At 45.2% G+C, this 12,840-nt stretch carries 13 protein-coding genes; all 13 read left to right on the forward strand.

The window, feature by feature from the left end; all coding sequences use genetic code 11:
* The first annotated feature begins 104 nt into the window (after positions 1–104).
* On the forward strand, positions 105–518 hold the full coding sequence (gene rbfA, locus BO18_RS12520) for a 30S ribosome-binding factor RbfA (protein ID WP_034446564.1): 414 nt from the start codon (positions 105–107) through the stop codon (positions 516–518).
* Positions 519–646: 128 nt separating this feature from the next.
* Positions 647–1,600, forward strand: coding sequence for a DHH family phosphoesterase (locus BO18_RS12525; protein WP_034446565.1), 954 nt, complete (start codon positions 647–649; stop codon positions 1,598–1,600).
* Positions 1,601–1,664: 64 nt separating this feature from the next.
* Entirely contained in the window at positions 1,665–2,624 is a 960-nt protein-coding gene (truB, locus tag BO18_RS12530) for a tRNA pseudouridine(55) synthase TruB (RefSeq protein ID WP_034446567.1), read from the forward strand.
* A 6-nt stretch (positions 2,625–2,630) separates the two neighbouring features.
* On the forward strand, positions 2,631–3,542 hold the full coding sequence (locus BO18_RS12535) for a bifunctional riboflavin kinase/FAD synthetase (RefSeq protein WP_034446568.1): 912 nt from the start codon (positions 2,631–2,633) through the stop codon (positions 3,540–3,542).
* A gap of 147 nt (positions 3,543–3,689) precedes the next feature.
* Entirely contained in the window at positions 3,690–3,956 is a 267-nt protein-coding gene (gene rpsO / locus BO18_RS12540) for a 30S ribosomal protein S15 (RefSeq protein ID WP_034446569.1), read from the forward strand.
* Positions 3,957–4,275: 319 nt separating this feature from the next.
* Positions 4,276–6,363, forward strand: coding sequence for a polyribonucleotide nucleotidyltransferase (locus BO18_RS12545; protein ID WP_034446570.1), 2,088 nt, complete (start codon positions 4,276–4,278; stop codon positions 6,361–6,363).
* 104 nt (positions 6,364–6,467) lie between these two features.
* Positions 6,468–8,072: a peptide chain release factor 3 gene (locus tag BO18_RS12550; protein WP_034446571.1), complete on the forward strand. Its 1,605-nt coding sequence runs from the start codon at positions 6,468–6,470 to the stop codon at positions 8,070–8,072.
* 27 nt (positions 8,073–8,099) lie between these two features.
* Complete coding sequence (locus tag BO18_RS32735; RefSeq protein ID WP_051688701.1) at positions 8,100–9,605, forward strand: transglutaminase domain-containing protein; 1,506 nt, start codon at positions 8,100–8,102, stop codon at positions 9,603–9,605.
* A gap of 91 nt (positions 9,606–9,696) precedes the next feature.
* Complete coding sequence (locus BO18_RS12560; RefSeq protein WP_034446573.1) at positions 9,697–10,050, forward strand: Asp23/Gls24 family envelope stress response protein; 354 nt, start codon at positions 9,697–9,699, stop codon at positions 10,048–10,050.
* Positions 10,051–10,069: 19 nt separating this feature from the next.
* Positions 10,070–10,471 carry a transcription antitermination factor NusB gene (gene nusB / locus BO18_RS12565; protein ID WP_034446575.1) on the forward strand — a complete coding sequence of 134 codons (402 nt, stop codon included), beginning with the start codon at positions 10,070–10,072 and terminating at the stop codon, positions 10,469–10,471.
* The gene (gene xseA, locus BO18_RS12570) at positions 10,461–11,684 is read left to right on the forward strand and encodes an exodeoxyribonuclease VII large subunit (RefSeq protein ID WP_034446577.1); all 1,224 of its coding nucleotides are present in this window, start codon (positions 10,461–10,463) and stop codon (positions 11,682–11,684) included. The genes nusB and xseA overlap by 11 nt, the downstream gene beginning before the upstream one ends.
* Complete coding sequence (gene xseB / locus BO18_RS12575; RefSeq protein WP_034446578.1) at positions 11,666–11,890, forward strand: exodeoxyribonuclease VII small subunit; 225 nt, start codon at positions 11,666–11,668, stop codon at positions 11,888–11,890. The genes xseA and xseB overlap by 19 nt, the downstream gene beginning before the upstream one ends.
* Positions 11,891–12,835 (forward strand): polyprenyl synthetase family protein, encoded by a 945-nt coding sequence (locus BO18_RS12580; RefSeq protein WP_034446579.1) that lies wholly within the window; start codon positions 11,891–11,893, stop codon positions 12,833–12,835.
* The last annotated feature ends 5 nt before the right edge of the window (positions 12,836–12,840 follow it).

Below are 12,840 nucleotides of genomic sequence, written 5' to 3' on the forward strand. Positions count from 1 at the left end.
CATGAGGAAAAAAGATATACGAATGGAATGAGTATAGCGATTTCCGAATGTACGTAGGATTGCGAGAGCAAAGCGTAGCAATCCGCATATCGCGGAGGATATAAATGAGAAAAAACAGTAACAAAAACAGAAGAATCAACGGCGAAGTGCAGAAGGTTATTTCTGAAGCAATCCGTTACAGCAAGGATCCAAGGATCAGCCCCTTTACATCTGTCATGGATGTAGAGGTTGCTCCTGACCTTAAGACCTGTAAGGTATGGGTGACTGTAATGGGCGACGAAGAGGACAGAGTAAGAACTCTTGAGGGCCTTAAGTCAGCTGCAGGATACATCAGAAGCACACTGGCCAAAGAACTTAATATGAGATACACTCCTGAGATCAGATTTATCATGGATGACTCCATTGAGTATGCAATCAACATGTCCAAGAAGATTGACGAGATCACAGCTAAAGACAACGAGGCAAGAGCAGCCCGTGGAGAGAGTATTGAAGAAGACGAAGAGTCTTTACAACAGTAAATGACAGCCCGAAAGCACTTGCTGCTGAGGGCGTACCAATACAGTATATATGACATGCATGGGCGATTTGGAATGCGAAGCCTCGCCCATGCAGTGCAGTTCATCGAACTGCAATCAGGAGAGTAGTAATGAGGATTGATGAAGTATTAAAAGGCGTAAAGACCGTAGGAATCACCGGTCATGAGAGACCTGACGGCGACTGCGTTGGCTCCTGCATGGGTATGTATCTTTATATTAAAAAGAACTATCCCCAGATCAGGGCTGATGTATTCCTAGAGGAGATTCCCCCGGAATACCGCTTTATAAAAGACACTGACAAAGTACATTCTGATTTTCAGACTGATATAGAGGTCTATGATCTCTTTATCTGCCTGGACAGTGGCAAGGAGAGAACCTCCGGAGCTGAGAAGCTCTTTGATGCAGCTAAAAGAACTGTCAACATTGACCACCACATGAGCAACAAGGGAACAGGTGATGAGCTGTACATTGTAACAAATGCAAGTTCAGCCTGCGAGCTGGTTTACGATACCCTTGATCGGGATAAGATCGACGAGGATATTGCAAAAGCTCTTTATACCGGAATGGTGACAGATACAGGAGTGTTCAAGTACAACAACACTTCACCAAAGACCATGGAAGTGGCAGCAAAGCTTATTTCCTACGGCTTTGATTTTGGAAGCCTTATAGATCATGTCTTTTATGAAAAGACCTACATCCAGAATCAGATTCTTGGAAGAGCTCTTTTGGAGAGCATCCTTCTTATGGATGGAAGATGCATCGTATCTGTGGTTTCAAAGCAGACCATGGAGTTCTACGAGGCTGGCAGCAACGATATGGACGGAATAGTTAATCAGCTTCTTCTTACAGTTGGAGTTGACTGCGCTATCTTCATGTATGAGAAGGCACCTTTGGAGTACAAGGTGAGCCTTCGTTCCAACGGAGCTGTTAATGTGGCTGAGATAGCAGAGATTTTGGGTGGCGGCGGACATGTAAGAGCTGCAGGCTGCACAGTAAGCGGAACTCAGCACGACGTAATAAACAACATAACCAAGTACATTCATAAGCAGCTTTACGCTGAGTGATAATACGGGGCTGAGTATTGCTAACTCAGCCCTTTCTTTATATTTATGATATAGAGGTATTTAGATGCCAAATAAGTACAATGGACTAATAAATATATATAAGGAGCCTGGATTCACCTCCAATGACGTGGTGGCGAAGCTTCGCGGAATTCTTAAGCAAAAGAAAATTGGGCACACGGGAACTCTTGATCCTGATGCTGTGGGCGTTTTGGTGGTATGCCTTGGAACCGGCACAAAGCTTGTTGAGATGCTGACTGATCACGACAAGGAGTATATTGCAGTGGTGAGGCTAGGAGTATCGACCGACACTCAGGATATGTCAGGGCAGATTCTTGAAGAAAACGAGGTTAATGTCACCAGACAGGAGCTCAAGGATGCTGTTGCTGCCTTTGTTGGGGACTACGACCAGATCCCACCTATGTATTCTGCTGTTAAAGTTGGCGGCAAGAAGCTCTATGAGCTGGCTCGTGAGGGAAAAGAGATTGAGCGCAAGCCCCGTAAGATCCATATTGATGCCATAACAATTTTGGACGATTCACACCTTGAGAGCGATTATCTCTTTACAATAGAAGTGAAGTGCTCCAAAGGTACTTATATAAGGACACTTTGCCATGACATTGGACTTCGCCTTGGCTGCGGAGCCGCTATGCAGCACCTTACAAGGACAAGAGTAGGTGCCTTTAACCTGGAAACAGCTGTAACTTTGTCCCAGGTTGAACAGATGCGCGACAATGGCACTTTAGAGGAGCACATCCAGTCACCGGAGTTTATCTTCCGCGATCTGGACAGGATACATGTGCAGGATTCGGCGAGAGCTCTTTTGGAAAATGGCAATAGCTTCAGGTTGTCCAATGTCCTTAATGAGGATCCGGATGGCGTGAATGATAAGGAATATGCAAAAGAAATGTTCAAGGACGGAAACTCCTTCAGAGTATATTCTGAGGACAATACCTTCTTTGGGATCTATAAATATAACGAGAAGACAAGGCTGTTTAATGTGGACAAGTTCTTCTTTGAAAAGTGAGTTTAAATGGAAATAATTTCAGGTACAACCGAATTTCATATAGACAATAAGACCGCGGTAGCCATCGGGAAATTTGATGGGATCCACCTGGGGCACAAGAAGCTCCTGGACCAGATCCTGCTTCAAAAGAAGGATGGCTTAAAGAGCGTTATCTTCACCTTTGATCCATCGCCGGAGGAGTTCTTTACCGGAAAAGAAATACCACAGCTCTTTACCAGGATTGAAAAACGTGAAGCCTTTGAGGAGATGGGAATTGATATCCTTTTGGAATTCCCACTTACCGCTGCTACGGCGGCGACAGACCCGGAGGACTTTGTGAGGCGTATACTTGTAGGACAGCTGGGCGCAGATTTTATCGCAGCCGGGACCGATGTTTCTTTTGGAGATAAGGGCCGTGGGGATCAGCATCTTTTGCGGAGCCTTTCCAAGGAACTGGGCTACGAACTGGCTCTTATAGACAAGGTCAGGATCGATGGGGAAGAGGTTTCCTCCACCAGGGTCAGAAACCGTGTTGCTGACGGTGATATGCCTATGGTGAAAAGACTTCTTGGCTACAACTACAGCGTTAGCGGAACGGTACAGCATGGGAGGCATATAGGTCACACCATTGGAGTGCCAACAGTAAATATCATACCTCCTTCCAACAAGCTCCTTCCGCCCTATGGAGTTTACTCCAGCAAGGTCTACATTGATGATAAGGTCTTTGATGGCATGACTAACATAGGAAGAAAGCCAACCATCTCCGAGAAGGAACAGGTGGGAGTTGAGACCTACATTTACGACTTTGACAGCGATGCCTACGGCAAATTCATTAAGGTGGAACTCCTTAAATTTGTTCGCCCTGAGATGAAGTTTGATTCCATCGATGCCCTAAAGGCACAGATCAAGAGTGACCTGGTAAGTGCCAGAGAAAGTTGATGCTTTACATAAATACATAATTGTGATAGTATTAGTTGGTTGCTGTCGGATGTGACAGTAGCAGTAACAGAAACTACCGTTACTACGGCCAAGGAAACTCCAACCTGGTCCTGGTAATTGGCGGATTATTTAAAAGGAGAAAAAACAATGATCACAAAAGAGAAGAAAACAGAAGTTATCGAGAAGTTTGCCAGAAAGGCTGGCGACACAGGATCACCTGAGGTTCAGGTAGCTATCCTTACAGAGAGAATCAAGGAGCTCAACGATCACCTTCAGAAGAACCCTAAGGATCATCACTCAAGAAGAGGTCTTCTTAAGATGGTTGGTCAGAGAAGAAGCCTTCTTGGCTACCTCAAGAAGAAGGACATCGAGGCTTATCGTAAGCTCATCGCTGACCTTGGTCTGAGAAAGTAATTTCTGAAATTATTAAAGGCGGGATATGGCTGACAGTTCCCTGTCAGCTTGTTCCGTCTTTATGCGATTAATGAGAAAACAGCGTTTTAAGCGCTTTTCTAAATAGGTGAAAACATGATTAAAGCTGCACACGCACCTGAAGTACAGTCAAATGTGTGAATTACTGCAATTTGCACTTCGCTGCAAATTGCGTGAGAACATGAATGAGAAGTGAGGGGCAATCTTTGCGAAGCAAACTCTCATTATTGCCCCGAATCTCTACAGTTCGCGCAGTGAACTGTAGATGATGGACCGCGGATGAGCAGGAAAAGGAGAAAAAATGGTAAAAACTTACGAAATGGAACTGGCTGGTCGTACACTTAAGGTTGAGATTGGCAAGGTAGGCAAACAGGCAAACGGATGTGCATTCATGCAGTACGGAGATACAACAGTTCTCTGCACAGCTACAGCATCAGCTAAGCCAAGAGACGGAATCGACTTCTTCCCACTTTCAGTTGAGTACGGTGAGAAGTTCTATGCAGTTGGAAAGTTCCCAGGTGGATACAATAAGAGAGAGGGTAAGCCTTCAGAGAATGCGATCCTTACAAGCCGTGTAATCGATCGTCCTATGAGACCTCTTTTCCCTAAGGATTACAGAAACGATGTTACAATCGAGACTATGGTTATGGCAGTAGATCCACAGTGCCGTCCTGAGCTTGTTGCTATGCTTGGTGCATCAGTATCAGTTTCTATTTCTGATATCCCATTCGATGGCCCTTGCGCTATGACACAGATTGGTATGGTTGATGGTGAGCTTATCGTTAACCCTACTCAGGAACAGTGGAATTCAGGAGATCTTAAGCTTACAGTTGCATCTGTAGGTCAGAAGGTTATTATGATCGAGGCTGGTGCTAACGAGATCCCTGAGGAGAAGATGAAGGAAGCTATCTACAAGGCTCATGATGTTAACCTTCAGATCATCGAGTTCTTTAAGGGTATCGTTGCTGAAGTTGGTAAGCCTAAGCACGAATATACAAGCTGCGCAGTTCCTGAGGAACTCTTTGCAGCAATCAAGGAAGTAGTTCCTCCAGAGGAGATGGAGAAGGCTGTCTTCACAGATGACAAGCAGACAAGAGAGGGCAACATTGCAGAGATCACTGACCGTCTCACAGAGAAGTTTGCTGACAACGAGGAGTGGCTTGCTATCCTTGGCGAAGCTATCTACCAGTACGAGAAGAAGACAGTACGTAAGATGATCCTTAAGGATCACAAGAGACCAGACGGCCGTGAGATCAAGCAGATCAGACCTCTTTCAGCTGAGATCGATCTTATCCCCAGAGTACACGGAAGTGCTATGTTCACTCGTGGACAGACACAGATCTGTGATGTAGTAACTCTTGCACCTCTTTCAGAGGCTCAGAAGGTTGAAGGCCTTGATGCATTTGCATCTGACAAGAGATATGTACACCAGTACAACTTCCCTGCTTACTCAGTAGGTGAGACAAAGGTTTCAAGAGGACCAGGACGTAGAGAGATCGGACATGGAGCTCTTGCAGAGAGAGCACTTCTTCCTGTTCTTCCTAGCGCAGAGGAGTTCCCATATGCTATCCGTGCCGTATCTGAGACTTTCGAGTCTAACGGATCAACATCAATGGCTTCAACATGTGCATCTTGCATGTCACTTATGGCTGCAGGTGTTCCTCTTAAGAAGATGGTTGCTGGTATTTCCTGTGGTCTTGTAACAGGCGATACAGATGACGATTTCGTAGTACTTACAGATATCCAGGGTCTTGAGGACTTCTTTGGAGACATGGACTTCAAGGTAACAGGTACTAAGGACGGTATCACAGCTATCCAGATGGATATCAAGATCCACGGTCTTACAAAGCCTATCGTTGAGACAGCTATCGCACAGTGTCGTGAGGCTAGATTCTTCATCATGGACGAGTGCATGAGCAAGGCTATTGCTGAGCCTCGTAAGGAAGTATCCAAGTACGCTCCTAAGATCGTATCTCTCCAGATCGATCCTGAGAAGATCGGTGATGTTGTTGGTCAGAGAGGAAAGACAATCAACGAGATCATCGCAAGAACAGGCGTTAAGATTGATATCACTGATGACGGTAAGGTTTCAGTATGTGGCGAGGATCAGGATGCTATCGCAAAGGCTGTAGATATGGTTAAGACAATCGTTACAGACTTCGAGAAAGGCCAGATCTTTACAGGTAAGGTTGTAAGCATCAAGGAGTTTGGCGCATTCGTTGAGTTCGCTCCTGGTAAGGAAGGCATGGTTCACATCAGCAAGATCTCCAAGGAGAGAATCGACCATGTTGAGGATGTACTTACTCTTGGCGACACAGTTAAGGTTGTATGCCTTGGTAAGGACAAGATGGGAAGAATCAGTTTCTCAATTAAGGATTGCGCTCAATAAGGCGGAACTTCCTTGTTACGATACCACTTGAACATTATATTTACAGGCCGGCGTGTTCCTACATACCGGCCTGTTTTAAGGATTTACAAAAAGGAAATCAGTTAATGAGTAATACTAAGGAAACTATACAGGAAATAAACAAGAGAAGAACCTTTGCCATCATTTCTCACCCTGATGCAGGTAAAACAACACTCACAGAGAAATTTCTTTTATACGGTGGTGCCATCAACATGGCGGGTTCCGTAAAGGGTAAGGCAACAGCCAGACACGCAGTATCTGACTGGATGGAGATTGAGAAGCAGAGAGGTATCTCAGTAACCTCATCAGTTCTTCAGTTCAACTTTGAGGGTTGCTGTATCAACATTCTTGATACCCCTGGACACCAGGACTTCTCAGAGGATACCTACAGAACTCTTATGGCTGCGGATTCAGCTGTCATGGTAATTGACGCCAGCAAGGGTGTTGAGGCCCAGACAAGAAAGCTCTTCAAGGTCTGCGCCATGAGTCATATCCCGATCTTTACTTTTATCAACAAGCTGGACAGAGATGCCATGGACACCTTTGATCTTCTTGATGATATTGAGAATAACCTTGGAATTGCCACATGCCCAATGAACTGGCCAATCGGTTCAGGAAAGAACTTCAAGGGCATCTATGACAGAAGAGAAGGCCATATTGTTACTTTCTCCGAGACCCAGAAGGGTACCAAGGAAGGTAAAGAGACAATCATCAATCTGGATGATAAGGCTGCCATCGACTCTGAGATTGGACAGGATGCTTATGACAAGCTTACCGGCGAGATCGAGCTTTTAGACGGAGCCGGAGCTGAGTACGACCTTGATAAGGTAAGAGCCGGAGAACTCACACCTGTATTCTTTGGTTCAGCCCTTCAGAACTTTGGCGTAGAGCTCTTTTTACATCACTTCCTTAAGATGGCTACACCTCCAACAGGTAGAGTGTCAGCTGACGGCGAGAAGATCGATCCACTTGAGAGCGATTTTTCAGCCTTCGTATTCAAGATCCAGGCTAACATGAACAAGGCCCACAGAGACAGGGTGGCTTTCATGAGGATCTGTTCCGGAAGGTATGATGCAGATAAAGAAGTTAAGCATGTACAGAGCGGAAAGGTAATGCGTCTTTCACAGCCACAGCAGCTTATGGCAGATGAGAGAAAGATCCTTTCTGAGGCCTATGCGGGAGATATCATGGGTGTATTTGATCCCGGAATTTTCTCAATTGGAGATACAGTCTGCATGCCTAAGGATAACGTAAGGTACGAGGGAATCCCTACCTTCGCTCCCGAGCATTTTGCAAGGGTAAGACAGGTTGATACCATGAAGCGAAAGCAGTTCGTTAAGGGTATCACTCAGATTGCCCAGGAGGGTGCGATCCAGATCTTCCAGGAGTACAATACAGGCCTTGAAGAGATCATCGTAGGCGTTGTTGGTGTCCTTCAGTTTGATGTATTGAAGTTTAGGTTGGAAAGCGAGTACAATGTAGATATCATTTTGGAAAGCCTTCCTTATGAGTACATCAGATGGGTGGATAATGAAGATGTAGACATGTCAACTTTGGTTGGAACATCTGACATGAAGAAGATCAAGGACATGCACGACAGACCACTTCTTTTGTTTGTGAACGAGTGGAGTGTAGGCATGACCATGGAGAGAAATAAAGGACTTGTGCTTTCAGAGTTCAAGAAGAATTGATGATCCGGTTTTTGGGGGAGAAGATCATTGAAGAAACTGAGTATCACCGTGAAAAGAATAGCACCGCTATTTCTTGCAGCATCGCTGGCGCTGGGGGCGCTGACAGGATGTGAGTATTCAAGCGTAGAGGATTATCTTGAGGATCTGGGAATCCTGGATCCTTATGATCGTGAGGATGAGACAGGGACTGTAGCTGACCTTGAGATCTCAACAGTGAATTTTGAGTATGACACTGATGAGAATAATTCTCAGGAAGAACCTGAGATCCAGATAGCTGAAAGTGACGCATCACAGGAATTATCAGCAGAGGCTTCCGCAGAGGCTCTGCCCCAGGATGAGGCAAAAGAGCTTTTGGAAGAACCCGGCGCTGATCCTGAGATTGGCAATCATGCTGACGATGAGTTTGTAAAGGGATACAAGGAACTTAAGGATTCCAATACAGACAGCGAGGTTAAGGCAGCCAGAACTGCCATGGGCCTTACAGAGAATGGCATCAGGGAACTGAAGAATGCCCAGAAGGGTCTTTACGCCTACGAACTTTTGACAGATGCAGGTAAGACACTGTATGTTGAGATGCTGGCTATCTTACAGAATCTTGGGACAGATGTGACTGTTTCCACCACCAGTGATGAAGCCATTGAGATGGTCTTTGACTATGTGATGGCAGATCATCCTGAGATCTTTTATGTGGATGGATATCAGTACACCAATTATTCGGTTGGTGATACTATCACCAGGATCTCTTTTACCGGAAATTATCTCTACGGAGCGGATGAGGTAAAGAGAAGGCAGACCAGGATCAACGAGGCAGTAAACAAGTGCCTTCAGGGGGCTCCATCCTCAGAGGATGATTACTATGCCATAAAGTATGTTTACGAGTATCTTATTGCAAACACTGAGTACGACATGGATGCAGTGGACAACCAGAATATCTGCTCGGTATTCATAAACGGAAAGAGTGTCTGCAATGGTTACGCCAAGGCTGCCCAGTATCTTCTTGGCAAGCTTGGGATAAAGAGTACTCTGGTTACAGGAACAGTGAACACCAGGAACAGCTCCGGTGTGAGACATGCATGGAATCTGGTTCTTTGCAATAATTCATACTATTACATGGATGTGACTTGGGGAGATGCTTCCTATCAGACTGTGTCTGGAGAAAGTGCAGATGCAACCAAGCTTCCGGCAGTTAACTACGATTATCTGAATGTTACTACTTCAGAGATCACAAGTAACCATGCAATATCAGATATCATGGCTATGCCAAAGTGCAACAGTATCGCTGACAATTTCTATGTGAGGGAAAATGAATATTTCACCTCCGCAGAAATGGCTCTGGTAACCGATCTGTTTAATCGTAGATATAAGGATGGCAGCAATAATGTCACCATTAAATGCTCAAATGACGGGATTTACGACTCGCTGTTTGAGGAGCTTATTACTAACAGGCGAGTATTTGAGTGCCTTCAGGGAGATACCTCACAGGTATCCTATACAACCTTTGAAGATACAAGGACCATCATATTCTGGATATGATAGCCTGGGCTCGAAGGCGTAAGGTTTAACATAATATTCATTTATGGTATAATTATAAAGAAATATGCATAAAAGTAAGAGGTAAGAAGCAATGGCAAAAGGTAATGCAGAAATTGGAACAGTTAAGATTGCTGATGATGTAGTGGCAAGAATTGCAGCTTTAGCAGCTCTTGAGGTTGAAGGAGTATCTGCTATGGCAGGTAACTACACCAGTGATGTTCTTGAGAAGGTTGGTCGTAAGAACCTTTCCAAGGGAGCAAAGGTCTTAGTTGGTGCCGGAGACGTACAGGTTGATCTTGCACTTATGATGACTTACGGCTTTAATATCCCTGCAACATGTCAGCAGGCTCAGACCAAGGTTAAGGCTTCAATCGAGAACATGACCGGGTTAAATGTAACTGATGTAAACATCAGGATTGCCGGAATTACAATGCCTGAGGCTTAATAAAGGACTGGTATACTATATGAACAGAACAGAGCTTAGAGAGCAGGTTTTTAATCTGCTTTTTCGCGTTGAGTTTAATCCAATGGAGGATATGTCAGAGCAGGAGGAACTCTTTACCACCACATCTGACAAGGAAATCTCCACTAAGGACGCGGACTATATAAGAGAAAAATATGAGAATATCGCTTCAAAGCTCCCTGAGATAGATGAAGCTATCAACAAGGAGACTACAGGATGGAACACCCAGAGGATTGCAAAGGTTGATCTGACAATCCTTCGTCTTGCTATCTATGAGATCAAGTACGATGAGACAGTACCAACGGGCGTAGCCATCAATGAGGCTGTTGAGCTTGCCAAGAAATTTGGTCAGGATGGCTCACCGGCATTTGTAAATGGAGTGTTAGCTAAATTTGCGCAGTGAATATACAGTCACACAGGTTAATTCTTATATAAAGAATATGTTTAGCCAGGACTTTCTCCTTAAGAGCCTTACGGTGAAGGGAGAGGTCAGTAACTGCAAGTACCACTCTTCAGGGCACATCTATTTCACCCTGAAGGATTCAGGTGGTTCCATAGCCTGCGTGATGTTTAAGGGCGATGCGGATAGGGGCCTTAAGTTCCGAATGCAAGAGGGGCAGCAGGTCAAGGTATCCGGCGCCATAACTGTATATGAAAGAGATGGTAAATACCAGCTTTATGCCAGACTGATAGAACTGGATGGAGCTGGAGTTCTTTATGAGAAATTTGAAGAACTGAAGAATAGATTAAAGGAATCCGGCATGTTTGCTGATGAGTATAAGCAGCCGATTCCCAAGTACATACGAACTCTCGGTGTAGTAACGGCTCCTACAGGAGCAGCGGTTCGGGACATAATCAACGTGTCCACCAGGAGAAATCCGCATATTCAGATCATTCTTTACCCTGCCATAGTACAAGGTGATAGCGCTGCCGAGAGTATAGTCAGAGGCATTGAGTATCTGGCTCAGACTGAGGTAGATGTTATCATTGTTGGCCGTGGTGGAGGATCTATAGAAGACTTATGGGCTTTCAATGAGGAGATCGTGGCACAGGCGATCTTTGACTGCCCGGTTCCAATTATCTCAGCAGTAGGGCATGAGACAGATACCACAATAGCAGATTTTGTTGCAGACAAGAGGGCAGCGACCCCTTCACAGGCAGCAGAACTTGCAGTTTTTGAATACGACAGGTTTATACAGGATCTTAAGGATTATCAGTATACCTTAGGACTTCGCATGGACAGGAAGCTAAAGAACCTTTCCCTTGAGGAAAAGAGATATGCTGAGAGCCTAAGGCACCTAAGCCCCATGGGAAAGATCCGTGACAGGCTCCTTCGGATGGATCAGTACCAGGACATGCTTGAGCAGGCCATGAATGGCAGGCTCCAAAGTGCAAGACATCGCCTGAATATTGACATTGAGAGGCTTAAAGGTCTTTCTCCTTTAGACAGATTAAAGGGCGGTTATTCCTACGTCTCCGGGGCGGATGGAAAGAATGTCAGGAGCATTGGAGATGTGAACCTCGGGGACGAGCTGAAGGTTTATGTCAGCGACGGAACCATAAGCGTTACGACTACAGGGAAAGAAGCGGAGACTATATGGCAACAAAAAAATTAGAAAAGAAGCTTTCTATCGAGGAGGCTTTCTCAGAGATAGATGACAAGATAAAAGCCCTTGAAAATGATGATATTTCTTTGGAAGATTCCTTTAAAGAGTATCAGCAGGGTATGGAACTTTTAAAGTATTGCCACGAGGCCATTGCCGAGGTGGAGAAGAAAGTTCAGAAGATAGCTGAGGATGGAAGTCTGGAGGACTTTGAATAAATGATCGGAGAAGATTTCGGAAAGAGGCTCACGGAGAGAGCGGACTTTTTTGAAGAGGTATTAAAAAAGTTCCTGCCAAAGGAAGAAGGCTATCCCAAGGTAGTGCTTGAAGCCATGAACTACAGCCTTTTAGCAGGTGGAAAAAGGATAAGACCAGTCATGATGCTGGAGTCCTATAAGCTTTTTGCAGGTGAGAAGGCAGATACACAGCTTATCTGGCCTTTCATGTGCGCCATGGAGATGATCCACACCTATTCACTGGTGCATGATGATCTTCCTGCCATGGACAATGATGAGTACAGAAGGGGCAGAAAGACTACCCACGCAGTATACGGCGCTGGAATGGCTACCCTTGCAGGAGACGGCCTTTTGAATCTGGCTTACGAGACAGCTGTGAAGGGAGCTATTAAAGGAAAAGAGCTATCGCCCTATGACGGCGAAAACACAAACAGATACCTGGCAGCCCTTGAAGTACTTACAACCAAAGCCGGAGTTTATGGCATGGTTGGTGGTCAGTGCGCAGATATCTGTGCTGAGAACTCGACAGAACCTGATGAAGAAAAGGCTAAGGAAACTCTCCAATATATTGATGAGAACAAGACCGGTGCTCTTATAGAGAGCAGCCTTATGGTAGGCGCGATCCTTGGTGGAGCTACAGCAGACCAGGTAAGTCTCATGGAGAAGGTTGGAAGCAATGTGGGAATTGCCTTCCAGATCCAGGACGACATTCTGGATATTGAGGGAAGTGAAGCAGAGCTTGGAAAGCCCATTGGCTCTGATATTAAGAATGGAAAGAGTACCTATGTGAGCCTCTATGGCATGGAAAATGCCAAGGCTAAGGTCAAAGAGCTCTCCGATGAAGCAATCAACATCCTTTCCGGCTTTGACTACAGCAATACTTTTCTTCAGGAACTGTTTGAGTACCTGATCTACAGAACTAAGTAATTTAG

The organism is Butyrivibrio sp. AE2032 (assembly GCF_000702965.1).

Bases quoted from the DNA above. Each gene is read 5' to 3' on its own strand.
- rpsO (WP_034446569.1), top strand. From the start codon at position 3,690: ATGATCACAAAAGAGAAGAAAACAGAAGTTATCGAGAAGTTTGCCAGA.
- BO18_RS12580 (WP_034446579.1), top strand. From the start codon at position 11,891: ATGATCGGAGAAGATTTCGGAAAGAGGCTCACGGAGAGAGCGGACTTT.
- nusB (WP_034446575.1), top strand. From the start codon at position 10,070: ATGAACAGAACAGAGCTTAGAGAGCAGGTTTTTAATCTGCTTTTTCGC.
- xseB (WP_034446578.1), top strand. From the start codon at position 11,666: ATGGCAACAAAAAAATTAGAAAAGAAGCTTTCTATCGAGGAGGCTTTC.
- BO18_RS12550 (WP_034446571.1), top strand. From the start codon at position 6,468: ATGAGTAATACTAAGGAAACTATACAGGAAATAAACAAGAGAAGAACC.
- BO18_RS12535 (WP_034446568.1), top strand. From the start codon at position 2,631: ATGGAAATAATTTCAGGTACAACCGAATTTCATATAGACAATAAGACC.
- rbfA (WP_034446564.1), top strand. From the start codon at position 105: ATGAGAAAAAACAGTAACAAAAACAGAAGAATCAACGGCGAAGTGCAG.
- truB (WP_034446567.1), top strand. From the start codon at position 1,665: ATGCCAAATAAGTACAATGGACTAATAAATATATATAAGGAGCCTGGA.
- BO18_RS12560 (WP_034446573.1), top strand. From the start codon at position 9,697: ATGGCAAAAGGTAATGCAGAAATTGGAACAGTTAAGATTGCTGATGAT.
- BO18_RS12525 (WP_034446565.1), top strand. From the start codon at position 647: ATGAGGATTGATGAAGTATTAAAAGGCGTAAAGACCGTAGGAATCACC.
- BO18_RS12545 (WP_034446570.1), top strand. From the start codon at position 4,276: ATGGTAAAAACTTACGAAATGGAACTGGCTGGTCGTACACTTAAGGTT.